Raw genomic sequence first — 14398 nt, forward strand, 5'->3', positions numbered from 1 at the left:
TTCTCTCAAACCCTCCCTCAGCTTGTCTCGGGGAGGATTTGAGGTTCAACCTTGCCCCAGCATCTCGCTTACCCATTCGGGGACCAGCCTCGTTGCTGGGCCGTGACGCGATTCGTGGAAGAAATAGCTGCCCTGGCTCGGCTCCAGATTGAGCTCGAGCGTCATCGCGCCGCGCGCCCGCGCCTCACGCACCAGGCCGGCGGCGGGATAGACCGCGCCCGAGGTGCCGATCGAGACGAACAGGTCGCACGCCCCAACGGCCGCATAAATGCGCTCCATTTCGTACGGCATTTCGCCGAACCAAACGATATCGGGCCGCATCTGCCCTGCCGCGCCGCATTGCGGGCAGGCGGGCCGGTCGATCAGCGGTTCACGCCATTCGGGTCGCCCGTCGCAGGCCAGGCACCAGGCGGTCAGGTGCGTGCCATGCATGTGCAGCAACCGGCTGCCCCCGGCGCGCTCGTGCAGGTCGTCGACATTCTGGGTGATGATCAGCAGCTCGCCCGGCCATTCTGCATCGAGCCGCGCCAGTGCCTCGTGCGCCGCATTGGGCTGCTTGGTCTGGATCGCCGCGCGGCGCATGTCGTAGAAGCGCAGCACCAGATCCGGATCGCGGGCAAAGGCTTCCGGCGTCGCGACATCCTCCACCCGGTGCTGCTCCCACAGCCCGCCTTCGCTGCGAAAGGTGTCAATGCCGCTTTCCGCGCTGACGCCGGCGCCGGTAAGAATGACGATGCTGGGAATCTTTGCCATGGCCGCAGCAATAGGGCATTGGCCGGGCAAGTTACAGCCTTGGCACACAGGAAAGAGCGATGACGCGGATCGGAATTATCGGGCTGGAGGGCCGCATGGGTCAGGCGCTGGAACGCGCGATTGCGGAGAGCGGTGCAACCGTTTCTGGCGGGATCGACAAGGGCGGCGATCCGCTGGCGCTGGCCAGAGAAAGCGACGTGCTGGTCGACTTTTCGGTCCCGGCGGCGCTTGAAGCCAATCTGGACGCAGCCGTTGCGGCGAACGTGCCCATCGTCATCGGCACCACCGGGCTGGAAGAGCGCCATCACTGGCTGATCGACAGCGCAAGCGACCGCATCGCCGTGCTGCAGACCGGCAATACTTCGCTCGGCGTCACGCTGCTCGCGCATCTGGTGCACGAGGCCGCGACCCGGCTGGGCGAGGACTGGGACATCGAGATCGCCGAGATGCACCACCGTCACAAGGTCGATGCGCCATCGGGCACCGCGCTGCTGCTCGGCGAGGCGGCAGCGCGGGCGCGGGGGCTTGACCTGAACCGCGACAGCGAACGCGGCCGCGATGGGCTGACCGGCGCACGGGCGCGCGGAGCCATCGGCTTTGCGTCGTTGCGCGGCGGATCGGTCGCAGGCGATCACACCGTATTCCTCGCCGGGGACGATGAACGGATCGAGCTCACACACCGGGCCGAGAACCGGATGGTGTTCGCGCGCGGCGCGGTCAGGGCGTGCCTGTGGCTGCACGACAAGCCTGCCGGTCGCTACACCATGCCGCAGGTGCTGGGCCTCGCCTGACGTCCTCGGCTTGACGCGCCAATCCAGCCCGATTAAGCCTGTATTATCCAACCAATACAGTGGGGCGCGACATGGCATTCAATCCCGAGGCGGCAACAAGGGCCTATATCGACGGGCTGGGTGCGGAGGCGCTGGCGAAAGCCGCAGCCTATACCGCGTCGACCGAATGGATGATTCTGGGCGGTCTGATCGTCACTCTGGTCATCACCGTCATCCTGGTGCGGCTGAAGCTGACCGACCGCATCTGGGCCAGACTTGAAAAGCGTGGCTGGGCGCTGCGAACCTTCCTGACGATCGCCGGCTTCTCGCTCGCTTCCACGCTGCTCAGCCTGCCGTGGACGATCTATGCGGACTGGTGGCATGAAAGAAGCTTCGGCCTGACCAGCCAGCCACTTGGCGATTTCCTGAGCCAGGGCGCGATTGCGATGACGATCGGGACGGTCATGGGCAGCCTGTTCCTGCTTGGCGTCTATGCGTTGATGCGTCGCACCGGCAGGCGCTGGTGGCTCTGGTCGGCCGGCTTTGCCGCCATTGCCGTTTCGGCCGCACTTCTGCTGACCCCCAGCTTCATCGAACCCCTGTTCAACGAATACAAGCCGATCCCGCAAGGGCCCGTGCGCGATGCGGTGCTCGAAATGGCAAAGCAGGTGGACATCCCCGAAGACCGGATCTTCATCTATGACGGCTCGCGCCAGTCGAACAATTTCACCGCCAATGTCTCCGGCGTCGGCAGCGCGGCCCGGATCGCGATCTCGGACGTGGCGCTCAAACAGGCCTCGCTCGACGAGGTGCGCGCGGTGACCGGGCACGAGATCGGCCATTATGTGCTCGGCCATATCTGGCGATCGGTCGGGGTGCTGAGCGTGCTGGCGCTGCTGCTGTTCTTTCTGGCCGACCGGCTGCATCCCCGGCTCGCGCGCGCGCTGGGCAGCCCGACCACCGAGATATCCGATCCGAGCGGTCTGCCGGTGCTGATGCTGGTGCTGTCGATCCTAGGCACGCTGGCCCTGCCGGTGACTAATTCGCTGACCCGGATCGGCGAGAGCGAGGCCGATGCCTATTCGCTGCAGATGGTCAACCTGCCCGATGCTTTGGCCGGCGCGCTCGTCAAGACGGCGGAATATCGCTATCCGCGCCCGCACCCGTTGCAGGAAATGCTGTTCTACACCCACCCCTCGGTCGAGCGCCGGGTGCGCCGCGCCATGGAGTGGAAAGCGAAGCATCCTGCCGGCAAGCCGCCCGCAGCCTCTGCCAATCCCTGATGCGCACCATCGGCCTGATCGGCGGGATGAGCTGGGAGAGCTCGGCCCATTATTACCGACTGATCAACCAGGCTGTGCGCGAAAGGCTGGGGGGCACGCACAGCGCAGCAAGCGTGATGGTCTCGGTCGATTTCGCCGAGATCGAGGCCCTGCAGCATGCGGGCGAGTGGGATGCGCTGACGAAGCGGATGATCGCCGCAGCGCAGCAGGTCGAACGCGGCGGGGCCGATCTGCTCGTCATCTGCACCAATACCATGCACCGCATGGCCGAGGCGGTGCAGGCGGCGATCGGCATCCCGTTGCTGCACATCGCCGATCCGGTCGGGTCCGCCATCGCCGCGCGGGGGCTGACCCGCGTCGGCCTGCTCGGCACCGGTTTCACCATGGAACAGCCTTTCCTGCGCGATCGGCTGGCGCAGCGGCACGGGCTGGAGGTGATCGTCCCCGAAGCGCCGGACAGACAGGACGTTCACCGCATCATCTATGACGAGCTGGTGCGCGGGATCGTGGAGGAAGAGTCGCGCGGCATCTATCGCGCGATCATGGCGCGGCTGGCAGAGGCGGGCGCGCAGGCGATCATCCTGGGCTGTACCGAGATCATGCTGCTGGTGCGCGAGGAGGACGCGTCGGTTCCGCTGTTCGATACGACCACGCTGCATGCTCTTGCCGCCGTGGACCTGGCTCTGGCACAAGGCGCGCCATGAACAAGGCCGACACTTTCGAATTCTACCGCCGCCTCGCCGAGACCAATCCTGCGCCAGTGACCGAGCTGGAATATGGCAACCATTTCCAGTTGCTCGTCGCGGTGGTGCTCTCCGCCCAGGCGACCGATATCGGCGTCAACAAGGCGACGCGCGCGCTGTTTGAGAGCGTCAAGACGCCCGAGCAGATGGTGGCGCTGGGCGAGGAAGGCCTCAAGCAGCACATCAAGACGATCGGGCTGTTCAACAGCAAGGCGAAGAATGTCATCGCACTGTCCGAGGCGCTGATCGAGCGGCATGGCAGCGAGGTGCCGGAGGATCGCGATGCGCTCACCGCGCTGCCCGGCGTCGGGCGCAAGACCGCCAATGTCGTACTCAACGCCGCGTTCGGGGCGGAAACCTTCGCGGTCGACACGCATATCTTCCGCGTCGGCAACCGCACCGGCCTGGCGCCCGGGCGCACCGTGATCGATGTCGAGCGCGCGCTCGACAAGGGCACGCCGGGGCCGTTCCGCGTGCATGGGCATCACTGGCTGATCCTGCACGGCCGCTATATCTGCAAGGCACGAAAGCCCGAATGCTGGCGCTGCCCGGTCGCGGATCTGTGCCGCTTCAAGCCCAAGCCCGACGGCCCCGATGCGCCGATTCCCAAGGCGGCCAAGAAGCACCGCGCCAACAAGCCCGCGCCTGCACGCAAGAAGCGGGTGCGCAAGATTGCCCCCGGCTCGACAGCAGCGCCGCAATCGGCCAGCGTGGCGGAATGACCCGATGGCACACCCCGTTCGCCCTTGCTCCGCTGCTGTTCGCGCTTGCCGGTTGCGCCACCACCCTGCCCGCCGCTGACCCGCAGGCTGCGTTCATGGCCAGCCTCGCCCAGCATTGCGGCAAGGCCTATCCCGGGCGGCTGGTGAGCACCGACCCCGCCGATGCCGATCTCGTCGGCAAGCCGATGATTGTCCATTTCCGCGCCTGCAGCGCAAACCGGATGGAAATCCCCTTCCATGTCGGCACCGCGAACGGCGGCTGGAACCGATCGCGCACCTGGATCATCACCCGGACCGGGACGGGCCTGCGCCTCAAGCACGATCACCGCCACGAGGACGGCAGCATCGACAAGGTCACCCAGTATGGCGGCGACACCGCCAGCCCCGGAACACCCGGCCAGCAGATATTCCCGGTCGATGCCGAAAGCATCGCGATGTTTCACGCGCAGGGCCTCGGCGCATCGGTGACCAACAGCTGGATCGTGGGCATCGACGCGCGCACCTATGTCTATGCCCTGCGCCGCCCCGACGGACCCGATGCGCGCAACTTCCGCGTCGAGTTCGACCTCACCCAACCGGTCGCCCCACCCCCTGCACCCTGGGGCTGGTAGGGGTGGCTGACGTTGGCTTTAGGAATGGGCACTCTGACGGTCATAGTGGAATGGCAGCTTTGGTCTCCGTGCGGACAAAAGCGGAAGTTCTCTTATCGACCCCATTGCCGCCATTCCGGCTTGTGTATATCTTGCGTCAATGGAACTCTTCGATGAAAACGCCGCCGTTTTAAGCGATATGGAAAGTCGCAGAGTTGATTTGAGTTACGAACGAGAGGTCGATTTCTCGCACGTATTTCAATCATCAGATTCCGCTGAAGCATTCATTCGCGCCTGCTTAAAGCAGGGCCTCAAAGCGGCTGATACTACCGACGACTTGATGGATAATTTCGACGTCACGGTTTCAATTCTCATGATGCCTTCGTGTGATAACATCACGGCAGCTGAAAAGAGGCTAGGGAATTTGGCGGCACGCTTTGAAGGACGTGCCGATGGTTGGGGCTTCTTCTCGAATTAAGCGGCAGCTAACCACCCATTTGTCGCCATTCGCGCTGTTTGCGATTTTTCCCAATAGCGGACATCTCCAAAAGCTTCGGAGAACTGTGACGCCTGAGCCTTGTCTCCTGTAACGCGCTTGCGAAACCGAGGCTTTGCCATGCTCGCGAATTGTCGCGCTTTGCACGGCGATTGGCGCTATGGCGGTGATCCGGGCGCACCGCCTGGACAAGGAACAGACCATGGCTAAGGGCCAGAAGAAATCGAACCGCGAAGTCCGCAAGCCCAAGGCCGAAAAGCCCAAGCCCCAGAACGCCTCCAACCCTTCGACCAAGCCCGGCGGGCTGAACATCGTGACCCTGAAGAGCTGAAAGACCGCCCATGTCGACACGCGATGGCGAAGACTATGTCTATGACGAGGCGAGCGGCGAATGGATCGCTCCCGGCGAAGCGGTCGCTGCGGCGGGTGAAGAGGGCATCGAGGTCCGCGATGCGGTCGGCAATCTGCTCGCCGATGGCGATCAGGTCACGCTGATCAAGGACCTCAAGGTCAAGGGCGCGGGGCAGACATTGAAGCGCGGCACGCTGATCAAGGCGATCCGGCTGACCGGCGACGCGCAGGAAATCGACTGCCGGTTCGACGGCATCAAGGGCCTGGTGCTGCGCGCCGAGTTCGTCCGCAAACGCTGACCGTTATGCCGCGCCAATCGCCCGTCCGCACCGGTTTTCGCTGGCTGCTGGCGCTGATCTATTTCGCGGCCGGGGTCATCCACATCCGCTCGCCCGGCGGGTTCCTTGCGATCACCCCGGGCTGGGTGCCGTTTCCCGATGAAATGGTCTTTCTGACCGGCGTTGCCGAGATCGCCGGCGCGATCGGGCTGATGATCCCGCGGCTGCGCCATGCCGCCGGGATCGGCCTTGCGCTCTATGCCCTGTGCGTCTGGCCCGCCAATTTCAACCACGCGATCAACGACATCGCCATCGGCGGCAACCGATTGCCCTGGGCCTATCACGGCCCCCGGCTGATGCTGCAACCGCTGATCATCTGGTGGGCGCTCTGGGTCGGCGGGGTCACCGACTGGCCATTCAGCAAGCGGCGCTGAGCGCGCTCAACCCTCCGCGCCGGGCGCCGCCAGCATGGCCACCAGCTTGCGCACGCCCTCGCGGAGTTCGTCGAGCCCCTCGGGCGAGCGGCCGCCCGCGATCGTCTCGGGGACGTGCAGCGCGTCCGCCCGCAGCGCCCTGCCCTGTTCGGTCAGGCCGATCAGCACGCGCCGCTCGTCCTCGGCGTCGCGGGTACGGCTGACCAGGCCAGCCGCCTCCATCCGCTTGAGCAGCGGGGTCAAAGTCCCGCTGTCCAGATAGAGCCGCGCGCCCAGCGACCCGACCGTCTGAGGCTCGTCTTCCCACAGCACCAGCATCACCAGATATTGCGGGTAGGTGAGCCCCAGCGGCTTGAGCACCGGGCCGTAGAGCCGGTTCAGCAGGTTGGTGGCAGCGTAGAGCGGAAAGCACACCTGCCGATCGAGCAGAAGCGGATCATCACCCGGCGCTGCCACCGTGCCGGTCATTGTGCGAACACGCTGATCTTGACGTCGACATTGCCGCGGATCGCGTTCGAATAGGGGCAGACGGCGTGCGCTGCCTGAACGATCTCCTCGGCCTTGGCCTGATCGACGCCGGTGATCTCGACCTCCAGCGCGACGGCAAGCTGGAAACCGCCCTGCTCGGTCGGCAGCAGGCTGACCTCGGCGGCGACCTCGATATCGCTGTCCTTGACCTGCTCCGCCTTGCCGCGCGTCACATGGATGACGGCGTTCTCGAAACAGGCGGCATAGCCCGCCGCGAACAGCTGTTCGGGGTTGGTCGCGCCGCCCTTGCCGCCCAGTTCCTTGGGCATGGCGAGCGCGAGGTCGAGAATGCCGTCCTCGCTCTTGATGGTGCCGCTGCGGCCGCCATAGGCGTTGACGCGGGTGGTGTAGAGAGTGCTCATCTTCGGCTCCTTGTTGTCCGGGTATGACATTTATATAGGGATCAATTATATTGCGTACAATATGAATGATCGGTGCGATGCCAAATTTATCGGCGCCGATTGTCGTGCGGTTGATCTCGCCGCGCGATTGCGTCACTAGGCGACGAGCGCCCGCCGTGACGGCTATCGTGCCAGAGCGGTAAGGCGCAATCCGGGGGTAGGATGACCAAGGCAAGCCAGGCTGCGCGCTCGCGCGAGCCATCGACCGCGCATCTCGGCTGGATGGCGCGCGCACTCTATGCGCTGCTGATGTTCATCTACCGCCGCCACCGCTTCACGGCGGTGGGCACGCCGCCGCCCGAGCGGCGCTATGTCATCATCGCCGTGCCGCATACCAGCAACTGGGACTTTCCCAATTACATGGGGGTGACACGCGAACTCGGCCTGCAGACGCATTTCATGGCCAAGACCTCGCTGTTCCGCTGGCCGTTCGGCACTTTCATGCGCCAGATGGGCGGCGTTCCGGTCGATCGCAGCGCGGCGGGCGACATGGTCCAGCAGATGATCGCGGAATTCGCCGCGCGCGAGGACTTCATCCTGACCATCGCGCCCGAAGGCACGCGCAAGACGGTCGATGCCTGGCGCACCGGCTTCTACCGCATTGCGCATGGCGCGGGCGTGCCGATCGTCTGCGGCTTCATGGATTATGGCAACCGGCGCGCAGGCCTGGGCCCGGTGATCCACCCCACCGGCGATTACAAAAAGGACATGGCCCCCGCCTTCGCCTTTTATTCGGCGATGGCGGGGCGCAACGCGGTGCACAAATAGCGCCGGCGGCGCCCCGGGCCGATCAGCCCTGATGCGCGAGATCGGGGCGGCCGAGATCGCCCTGGCCCACCGGGCTGCTCGCCATTTCGAGCATCCGGTCGAGCGACTTTTTCGCCTGAAGCCGCAGTTCCTCGTCAAGCTCGATGCGTGGCTCGAGATCGCGCAAGGCGACATAGAGCTTTTCCATCGTGTTGAGCGCCATGTACGGGCAGATATTGCAGTTGCAGTTGCCGTCCGCACCGGGCGCGCCGATGAACGTCTTTTCCGGCACCGCCTTTTCCATCTGGTGTATGATGTGCGGCTCGGTCGCGACGATCACCACCTCGCTCGGCGTTTCCTTGGCGAATTTCAGGATCGCGCTCGTCGATCCGACCATATCGGCATGGTCGATGATATGCGCCGGGCATTCGGGATGCGCAGCAACCGGCGCGTCGGGATATTGCGCCTTGAGCTTGAGCAGTTCGGTCTCGCTGAACGCCTCGTGCACGATGCACACGCCCGGCCAGAGCAGCATCTCGCGGCCCAGCTTGCGCTGGAGATAGCCGCCCAGATGCTTGTCGGGACCGAAGATGATCTTCTGGTCCGCCGGGATCTGGCTCAGGATCTTCTCCGCCGAGGACGAGGTTACGATGATGTCGGACAGCGCCTTCACCTCGGTCGAGCAGTTGATATAGGTGAGCGCGATATGGTCCGGGTGCTGCGCGCGGAACGCGGCGAACTTGTCCGGCGGGCAGCTGTCCTCAAGGCTGCAGCCCGCGTCGAGATCGGGCAGCACGACGATCTTGTCGGGCGAGAGGATCTTGGCGGTTTCGGCCATGAACTTGACCCCGCAAAAGGCGATGACATCGGCATCGGTCTCCGCCGCGATGCGCGACAGCTCCAGCGAATCTCCGACGAAATCGGCGAGATCCTGCAATTCGGGCTTCTGGTAATAATGCGCCAGGATGACCGCGTTCTTCTCCTTGCGCAGCCGGTCGATCTCGGCGCGCAGGTCGAGGCCGGAGAGGTTTTCGCGGGGTTGAGCAGTCATGTCGGTTGCATCCTTGTGAAACAGTGCATGCCATAGCGGCATAACAGGCCGTGTGCAGCCCTTTTGGGTTCAAGCCGGTTCGGCAAGCCGCCACAGCTCACCGTCCCGCGCAACGGTGCCGCGCGTTTCCAGATCGATCAGATGGGCCAGAACCGACCGACCCGCCGCGCCATAGAGCCTCGAATCGATGCCCTTGTACATTTCGGGCACCATCGCGGGGATGGTCTGCGGCCCCCCTTCGAGCTGACGCAGCACCTGGCGTTCGCGCTGCTTGCGATGGCCCATCATTCCGCGCACCAGTTGCGCCGGGTTCTCTACCGCCGGGCCATGCGCCGGATAATAGATGCGGTCGGAGCGTTCCTGCAACCTGGCGAGGCTCGCCATATAGGCCGCCATGTCGCCATCGGGCGGCGAGATGACGCTGGTCGACCAGCCCATCACATGATCGCCGGTAAACAGTGCGCCGCTTTCGACCAGCGCCAGGCACAGATGATTGCTGGTATGACCGGGCGTCGCCACCGCCTCGATCGTCCAGCCGTCGCCCGCAACGCGTTCGCCATCGGCAAGCACGCGATCGGGCGCGTAGGTGGTGTCGAACGCCTCGTCGGCGCGCGGGCCATCGTCGGACAGAATGAGCGGCGCGCAACCGATGATCGGCGCGCCAGTCCGCGCCCTGAGCGGCGCGGCGGCGGGGCTGTGATCGCGGTGCGTATGCGTGCACATGATCGCGGCGATGCGGGCATCGCCCACGGTCGCGAGGATCGCATCGATATGCGCCTCATCCGCCGGACCCGGATCGATGACCGCGACATCTGCGCCGTCGCCCACGACATAGGTCTGGGTGCCGGTATAGGTGAAGGGGGACGGATTGCCCGCGAGCACGCGGCGGACAAGTGGTTCCATGGTCTCGGCAAGGCCGGTCGGCAGATCAGCGGGCAGTTCCATCGCGCCTAAGTGGCATTGAACACCATCAAACAAAAGAGGCTGCGCAACTTTTGCCGCGCAGCCCCTTCGTGACGTTACCAGGTCCGCGCCGGGGGGGCGGGGGGCTCGGGCGCTTCGGGCGGTGCCGGAATCCGGCTCATCTCGCGCCGGGCTTCGGCCATGTCCCGGCGCAGCTCGCGGCGCGCTTCGGCCAGCCCCGCGCGCATCTCGCGCAGGCCTTCATCGATATCGCGCAGCGCTTCGGCACGATCCTCGGCGCTGAGATGCGGGTTGCGACGGATTTCAGCGCGTGCGCGCTCCATCGACTTGCGACCTTCGGCCATGCCGCGTTCGATCTGCGCGGCGATCTCGGCTTCGTCGGGCATCATCTGGCCGCAGGTGACGACCTTGGTGCGCGTGACCTGACCATTGCGCGTCTCTGTCTGGGTCATGAAAGCCGCAGCTTTCGGCTTGCCTTCACAATCGGCAGTCTGAAGCCGCAACTGGCGACCATCGCCCAGCTCGATCACATTGTCGTTCGGCGAACCGAAGCGAACGATCACCTGCGACGCACGGGCCATCGCATTAGCCCGGTTACGCTCGGCGATGGCGATGGCGATGGCGCGATCGGCCTGGGCTGGCGCACGATCGGCGTCGGCCGCTGCACGATCCGCATCAGCAATCCTGCGGTCGGCATCGGCGCGCGAACGCTCGGCATCGGCTGCCATACGGTCGAGTTCCTTCTGCCGCGCGGGGCGGTTGAGCCGCAGCACCACTTGCTTGCCGTCCTCGCGGCGCAGCTTGTAGACGTAAACGCCATCATCGACCTCGACCGAGGGCGCAGCAGGTGCGGTGGGTGCCTCGGGCGCGTCGGGAGCCAGCGGCGCATCAGGCGCTTCGGGCTCGACCGGCTGTACGGCGTAGCTCACCGTCGCGGTCATCGCCATCGCGGTCACCAGACCGCCGCCGATCAGCGATCCGCCCAGCCATTTGCGGCCCTTAGAGGTTTCCGACTGCTTCATGATCTTCAGCCGCTCGACGATCTTTTCCTTGGGGTTCAAGGGGCTGGCAAAGGCGAGAGTGTGTCCGGTCGCCGCCTTGGCAATGGCGCGGGCATAGGCGAGCCGTTCAGCGCTCGTCCGGCGGCGCAGCACGCGGGCATCGCACGCCGCTTCCTGATCGAAGCGGAAGGCGCGCCAGGCCATCCAGGCCACAGGATTGAACCAGTGCAGCGACAGCATCGCCAGCGCCGCGAAATTCGCCCAGAGGTCGCCCGCCCGGTGGTGGCTGCGTTCGTGCGCCAGCGCCAGCTCACGCTCGACCGGGTTGTAATCGCGGGTGAAGCCGATCGGCAGCGCGATATAACGCTGCCACAGGCCGAAGGCGAAGGGGCCCGAAATTCCGGCAATCTCGATCACGCGGATATCGTCGATCCGGGTCACCTCGACCGCATCCTCGAGCAGTTCGCGCCGATTCTGCAGATAGGCGGAAAGCTGCGCGATCAGGAAGATCGCCGCGCCGCACAGCCACACCGTCACACCGATCGCGAACCAGTCGGCATCGGCGAGCAGGCTCTGCACCAGGCTTGGCTCGGGCATGGCATCGACGGCAGGCGTCGCAGCAGCTACCGCTGCCGGGATGATCGCCGCGCCGGTTTCGGCGACTTCAGGTGCCGCAGGCGCGCTGACAAGGACCTCAATGGTCTGGACAAGCGGCGGCATGAACAGCCGCGCGAGCGGGATCGCCCAGAGCGCATAGGCGAGTTCAGCGCCGAAATGCTTCGCCACCGGGCGGCGCAGCACCAGCACCAGCGCCATCAACGCGGCGGTGACGATCAGCGTGTCGACCAGCCACTGCCCGGCGACGCCATGCGCGAAATCGCTGAGCGATTGAAATGCGAGCCGCTCCCCGATCATGACTTCAACTCCCCGATCAGCCGTTCGATTTCGGCCAGGTCCTCCGCCGTGAATTTCTGCTGTTCTGCCAGATGCGCGATAAGCGGCGCAGCGCGCCCGCCGAACAGGCGATCGACCAACCGCCGCGATTCGTCGCCGACATAGTCCTCGCGTGCCAGGATAGGGCTGTAGAGATAGCGGCGGCCGTCCTGGTCATAGGACACAGCCCCCTTGTTGGTGAGCCGCGACAGCAGCGTCTTGACCGTCTGCAACGACCATTCGCGTGCATCGGCCAGCGCTTCGGCCACCTCGGTCGCGGTGAGAGGCGCGCGCTGCCACAGCACCTCCATCACCGCATGTTCCGCATCACTGATCCGTTCGGGAGCCATTCGAGTCGCCTTCGCCTGCTACGGGATTACGACTACGGGTGTAATCGATTCGACTACGGCTGTAAACGGTGAATGTGTCGGGGATGCTCGCCGAGCTTAGAGTCCCGCCTTGCCCAAGGCGCGGTCGAGATCCTCGATCACATCATCGACATCCTCGAGGCCCACGTTCAGCCGCAGCATGTCCTCGGTGATGCCGACAGCAAGGCGCGCTTCCTCGCCCAGGCCGTGGTGGGTGGTCGAGCTGGGATGGGTCATCAGCGAGCGCGAATCGCCGATATTGTTCGAGATATCGACCAGTTCGAGCGCGTTGAGCAGCGCGTGCGCACGGGCTCTGCCGCCGCCGACATAGAGCGAGAAGATCGGTCCTGCGGCTTCCATCTGCGACATCGCGAGATTGTGCTGCGGATGGCTGGCTAGGCCCGGATAGTTGACCCGCTCGACCCGGCCTTCCAGGAAACGGGCGACCTTCAACGCATTGTCGCTCTGGCGGCGGATGCGCAAGTCGAGCGTTTCCAGGCCCTTGAGCACCACCCAGGCGTTGAATGCGCTCAGCGTCGGGCCGGTGTTGCGGGTGAAGGGCAGCAGCGTGTTGGTGATGAAATCTTCCGTACCGCACACCGCACCGGCGAGCACGCGGCCTTGGCCGTCCATCATCTTGGTGGCGCTATAGGCGACGACGTCAGCACCATATTCCATCGGGCGCTGCAGCACGTTGGTGGCAAAGGCATTGTCGACCACGCTGGTAATGCCATGCGCGCGGGCGATCTCGCACACCGCCTTGAGGTCAATGATGTCCATCGTCGGATTGGCGGGCGTCTCGAAGAAGAAGACCTTGGTGTTGGGGCGGATAGCCGCCTCCCACTGGTCGAGCTCGCGTCCGTCGATGATCGTGGTCTCGATGCCGAACTTGGGGAGCAGGCTGTCGGTCAGCCAGCGGCACGATCCGAACAGCGCGCGGCTGGCGACGACATGGTCGCCCATCTGCAGCTGACACAGCAGGGCGGCGGTCATTGCGGCCATGCCGCTTGCCATGCAGCGCGTGGCTTCTGCGCCCTCCATCAGCGAGATACGCTTTTCCAGCATCTCGACCGTGGGATTCTGCAACCGGCTGTACGTCATGCCCGACTGTTCGCCGTTGAAGCGCGCGGCGGCATCCTCGGCGCAGTCATAGGCAAAGCCCGAGGTGAGGAACAAAGCCTCGGAGGTCTCGCCGAACTCGCTGCGGGCCGTGCCGCCGCGGATCGCGCGGGTGGCGGGGCGCCAGCGGCTGGTGATGGCGGGGTCTTGTCCGGAATTGCGCTTCATGGGGATAGCCTGTGAACGATGAAAAACCGCGCGCTATATGCGCGTGGATGCGAGCGGGGGAAAGCGGGAATGTGAGGGAATGCTTCGCGCAACGTCTCTCGACTGAGCTCGGGAACTCGGAAAGGTTTGTGGAATGGTGTCACTCACCCGTTTGTCGCGAGCGAAGTCGAGGGACGTTGCAAACCACGTTATCGAGTCGACGTCCGCCCCCGCTCCGGCGCTTCCTCGGACGCGATCGCCTGCGGGCTGATCGACACGCCGTGCAGCCGCCAGCGCCCCTCCACCCACTGGAAGAAGAAATCGAAGAAGATGGCTGTAGGCCGGAGCCCAAAATAGCCTCGCACGCGGATCACGCCTGGCTCCACCACCGATGGCGGCTCGGTATAGGTGGGCGCGAGCAGCAGCGCGTTGGAGAGGTCGACGCGGCTCTCGCGGATGCTGGCGAAGATCTCGCCCAGCCGTGCGGCATTGTTCATCACCTGAAAGCCGGGCGAGGAAATGTCGCGCAGCACCGAATAATTGCCCGAAAGATTGGCGTGGTGGACGGCGCTCATCGTCGACCAGAGCAGTTTGGCGAGTTCAAGCTCGCTCGGCACGGGTTCGACCGAGATCGGCGGCTGCGCGGCTTGCGGAGCCCCCTGAGCCGATGCCGCACCGGGCAGCGCCAGTGCCAGACCGGCAAGCAAAATGGCCGGAGCAAAACGCCCCGGCCAGAGGTTCAAACCTGTCATACCCGTC

Annotated in this window: 19 protein-coding genes; 10 read left to right on the forward strand and 9 right to left on the reverse strand. The window is 65.0% G+C overall.

Going from position 1 to position 14398, the window contains the following annotated elements; translation table 11 throughout:
• Positions 1-45 precede the first annotated feature (45 nt).
• On the reverse strand, positions 46-753 hold the full coding sequence (locus C7451_RS13405) for an NAD-dependent deacylase (RefSeq protein WP_110299477.1): 708 nt from the start codon (positions 751-753) through the stop codon (positions 46-48).
• Between the two features lie 59 nt (positions 754-812).
• Between C7451_RS13405 and dapB the strand changes: the two genes are divergently transcribed.
• The 9 genes from dapB to C7451_RS13445 all read left to right on the forward strand — a co-directional run bounded on the left by dapB (position 813) and on the right by C7451_RS13445 (position 6420).
• On the forward strand, positions 813-1544 hold the full coding sequence (dapB, locus tag C7451_RS13410) for a 4-hydroxy-tetrahydrodipicolinate reductase (protein WP_110299478.1): 732 nt from the start codon (positions 813-815) through the stop codon (positions 1542-1544).
• A gap of 71 nt (positions 1545-1615) precedes the next feature.
• A complete protein-coding gene (locus C7451_RS13415; protein ID WP_110299479.1) occupies positions 1616-2806 on the forward strand; it encodes a M48 family metallopeptidase in 1191 nt (396 codons plus the stop codon).
• Positions 2806-3510, forward strand: coding sequence for an aspartate/glutamate racemase family protein (locus C7451_RS13420; RefSeq protein WP_110299480.1), 705 nt, complete (start codon positions 2806-2808; stop codon positions 3508-3510). The genes C7451_RS13415 and C7451_RS13420 overlap by 1 nt, the downstream gene beginning before the upstream one ends.
• Entirely contained in the window at positions 3507-4271 is a 765-nt protein-coding gene (gene nth, locus C7451_RS13425) for an endonuclease III (protein WP_110299481.1), read from the forward strand. The genes C7451_RS13420 and nth overlap by 4 nt, the downstream gene beginning before the upstream one ends.
• On the forward strand, positions 4268-4882 hold the full coding sequence (locus C7451_RS13430) for a hypothetical protein (protein ID WP_110299482.1): 615 nt from the start codon (positions 4268-4270) through the stop codon (positions 4880-4882). Before nth ends, C7451_RS13430 begins: the two co-directional genes overlap by 4 nt.
• 139 nt (positions 4883-5021) lie before the next feature.
• Positions 5022-5339 (forward strand): ribonuclease E inhibitor RraB, encoded by a 318-nt coding sequence (locus tag C7451_RS13435; RefSeq protein ID WP_110299483.1) that lies wholly within the window; start codon positions 5022-5024, stop codon positions 5337-5339.
• A 220-nt stretch (positions 5340-5559) separates the two neighbouring features.
• Complete coding sequence (locus C7451_RS20420; protein WP_269454092.1) at positions 5560-5688, forward strand: hypothetical protein; 129 nt, start codon at positions 5560-5562, stop codon at positions 5686-5688.
• A gap of 10 nt (positions 5689-5698) precedes the next feature.
• Positions 5699-6007 (forward strand): alkylphosphonate utilization protein, encoded by a 309-nt coding sequence (locus tag C7451_RS13440; protein ID WP_110299484.1) that lies wholly within the window; start codon positions 5699-5701, stop codon positions 6005-6007.
• Positions 6008-6012: 5 nt separating this feature from the next.
• The gene (locus C7451_RS13445; RefSeq protein WP_110299485.1) at positions 6013-6420 is read left to right on the forward strand and encodes a DoxX family protein; all 408 of its coding nucleotides are present in this window, start codon (positions 6013-6015) and stop codon (positions 6418-6420) included.
• Between the two features lie 6 nt (positions 6421-6426).
• On the opposite strand, the gene C7451_RS13450 is transcribed toward C7451_RS13445, so the two are convergent.
• Positions 6427-6888: a MarR family winged helix-turn-helix transcriptional regulator gene (locus tag C7451_RS13450; RefSeq protein WP_110299486.1), complete on the reverse strand. Its 462-nt coding sequence runs from the start codon at positions 6886-6888 to the stop codon at positions 6427-6429.
• Positions 6885-7310, reverse strand: coding sequence for an organic hydroperoxide resistance protein (locus C7451_RS13455; protein WP_110299566.1), 426 nt, complete (start codon positions 7308-7310; stop codon positions 6885-6887). Before C7451_RS13455 ends, C7451_RS13450 begins: the two co-directional genes overlap by 4 nt.
• Before the next feature lie 201 nt (positions 7311-7511).
• Here C7451_RS13455 and C7451_RS13460 point away from each other — a divergent pair, with 201 nt between their 5' ends.
• The gene (locus tag C7451_RS13460; RefSeq protein ID WP_110299487.1) at positions 7512-8117 is read left to right on the forward strand and encodes a lysophospholipid acyltransferase family protein; all 606 of its coding nucleotides are present in this window, start codon (positions 7512-7514) and stop codon (positions 8115-8117) included.
• 22 nt (positions 8118-8139) lie between these two features.
• On the opposite strand, the gene nadA is transcribed toward C7451_RS13460, so the two are convergent.
• The 6 genes from nadA to C7451_RS13490 form a co-directional block, all read right to left on the reverse strand.
• Entirely contained in the window at positions 8140-9147 is a 1008-nt protein-coding gene (gene nadA, locus C7451_RS13465; RefSeq protein WP_110299567.1) for a quinolinate synthase NadA, read from the reverse strand.
• A 69-nt stretch (positions 9148-9216) separates the two neighbouring features.
• A complete protein-coding gene (locus C7451_RS13470; protein WP_110299488.1) occupies positions 9217-10092 on the reverse strand; it encodes an MBL fold metallo-hydrolase in 876 nt (291 codons plus the stop codon).
• A gap of 74 nt (positions 10093-10166) precedes the next feature.
• Entirely contained in the window at positions 10167-11987 is a 1821-nt protein-coding gene (locus C7451_RS13475; RefSeq protein WP_110299489.1) for a M56 family metallopeptidase, read from the reverse strand.
• Entirely contained in the window at positions 11984-12355 is a 372-nt protein-coding gene (locus C7451_RS13480; protein WP_110299490.1) for a BlaI/MecI/CopY family transcriptional regulator, read from the reverse strand. Before C7451_RS13480 ends, C7451_RS13475 begins: the two co-directional genes overlap by 4 nt.
• A 96-nt stretch (positions 12356-12451) precedes the next feature.
• Positions 12452-13660 (reverse strand): O-succinylhomoserine sulfhydrylase, encoded by a 1209-nt coding sequence (gene metZ, locus C7451_RS13485; RefSeq protein ID WP_110299491.1) that lies wholly within the window; start codon positions 13658-13660, stop codon positions 12452-12454.
• 188 nt (positions 13661-13848) lie between these two features.
• Positions 13849-14391, reverse strand: coding sequence for a hypothetical protein (locus C7451_RS13490; RefSeq protein ID WP_110299492.1), 543 nt, complete (start codon positions 14389-14391; stop codon positions 13849-13851).
• Positions 14392-14398: the final 7 nt, after the last annotated feature.

Source organism: Blastomonas natatoria, assembly GCF_003201955.1.
Classification (GTDB): domain Bacteria; phylum Pseudomonadota; class Alphaproteobacteria; order Sphingomonadales; family Sphingomonadaceae; genus Blastomonas; species Blastomonas natatoria.

What these genes read in the sequence shown, in the direction of transcription:
- C7451_RS13405 (WP_110299477.1), bottom strand. Translation starts at nt 753, where the DNA reads ATGGCAAAGATTCCCAGCATCGTCATTCTTACCGGCGCCGGCGTCAGC.
- dapB (WP_110299478.1), top strand. Translation starts at nt 813, where the DNA reads ATGACGCGGATCGGAATTATCGGGCTGGAGGGCCGCATGGGTCAGGCG.
- C7451_RS13415 (WP_110299479.1), top strand. Translation starts at nt 1,616, where the DNA reads ATGGCATTCAATCCCGAGGCGGCAACAAGGGCCTATATCGACGGGCTG.
- C7451_RS13420 (WP_110299480.1), top strand. Translation starts at nt 2,806, where the DNA reads ATGCGCACCATCGGCCTGATCGGCGGGATGAGCTGGGAGAGCTCGGCC.
- nth (WP_110299481.1), top strand. Translation starts at nt 3,507, where the DNA reads ATGAACAAGGCCGACACTTTCGAATTCTACCGCCGCCTCGCCGAGACC.
- C7451_RS13430 (WP_110299482.1), top strand. Translation starts at nt 4,268, where the DNA reads ATGACCCGATGGCACACCCCGTTCGCCCTTGCTCCGCTGCTGTTCGCG.
- C7451_RS13435 (WP_110299483.1), top strand. Translation starts at nt 5,022, where the DNA reads ATGGAACTCTTCGATGAAAACGCCGCCGTTTTAAGCGATATGGAAAGT.
- C7451_RS20420 (WP_269454092.1), top strand. Translation starts at nt 5,560, where the DNA reads ATGGCTAAGGGCCAGAAGAAATCGAACCGCGAAGTCCGCAAGCCCAAG.
- C7451_RS13440 (WP_110299484.1), top strand. Translation starts at nt 5,699, where the DNA reads ATGTCGACACGCGATGGCGAAGACTATGTCTATGACGAGGCGAGCGGC.
- C7451_RS13445 (WP_110299485.1), top strand. Translation starts at nt 6,013, where the DNA reads ATGCCGCGCCAATCGCCCGTCCGCACCGGTTTTCGCTGGCTGCTGGCG.
- C7451_RS13450 (WP_110299486.1), bottom strand. Translation starts at nt 6,888, where the DNA reads ATGACCGGCACGGTGGCAGCGCCGGGTGATGATCCGCTTCTGCTCGAT.
- C7451_RS13455 (WP_110299566.1), bottom strand. Translation starts at nt 7,310, where the DNA reads ATGAGCACTCTCTACACCACCCGCGTCAACGCCTATGGCGGCCGCAGC.
- C7451_RS13460 (WP_110299487.1), top strand. Translation starts at nt 7,512, where the DNA reads ATGACCAAGGCAAGCCAGGCTGCGCGCTCGCGCGAGCCATCGACCGCG.
- nadA (WP_110299567.1), bottom strand. Translation starts at nt 9,147, where the DNA reads ATGACTGCTCAACCCCGCGAAAACCTCTCCGGCCTCGACCTGCGCGCC.
- C7451_RS13470 (WP_110299488.1), bottom strand. Translation starts at nt 10,092, where the DNA reads ATGGAACTGCCCGCTGATCTGCCGACCGGCCTTGCCGAGACCATGGAA.
- C7451_RS13475 (WP_110299489.1), bottom strand. Translation starts at nt 11,987, where the DNA reads ATGATCGGGGAGCGGCTCGCATTTCAATCGCTCAGCGATTTCGCGCAT.
- C7451_RS13480 (WP_110299490.1), bottom strand. Translation starts at nt 12,355, where the DNA reads ATGGCTCCCGAACGGATCAGTGATGCGGAACATGCGGTGATGGAGGTG.
- metZ (WP_110299491.1), bottom strand. Translation starts at nt 13,660, where the DNA reads ATGAAGCGCAATTCCGGACAAGACCCCGCCATCACCAGCCGCTGGCGC.
- C7451_RS13490 (WP_110299492.1), bottom strand. Translation starts at nt 14,391, where the DNA reads ATGACAGGTTTGAACCTCTGGCCGGGGCGTTTTGCTCCGGCCATTTTG.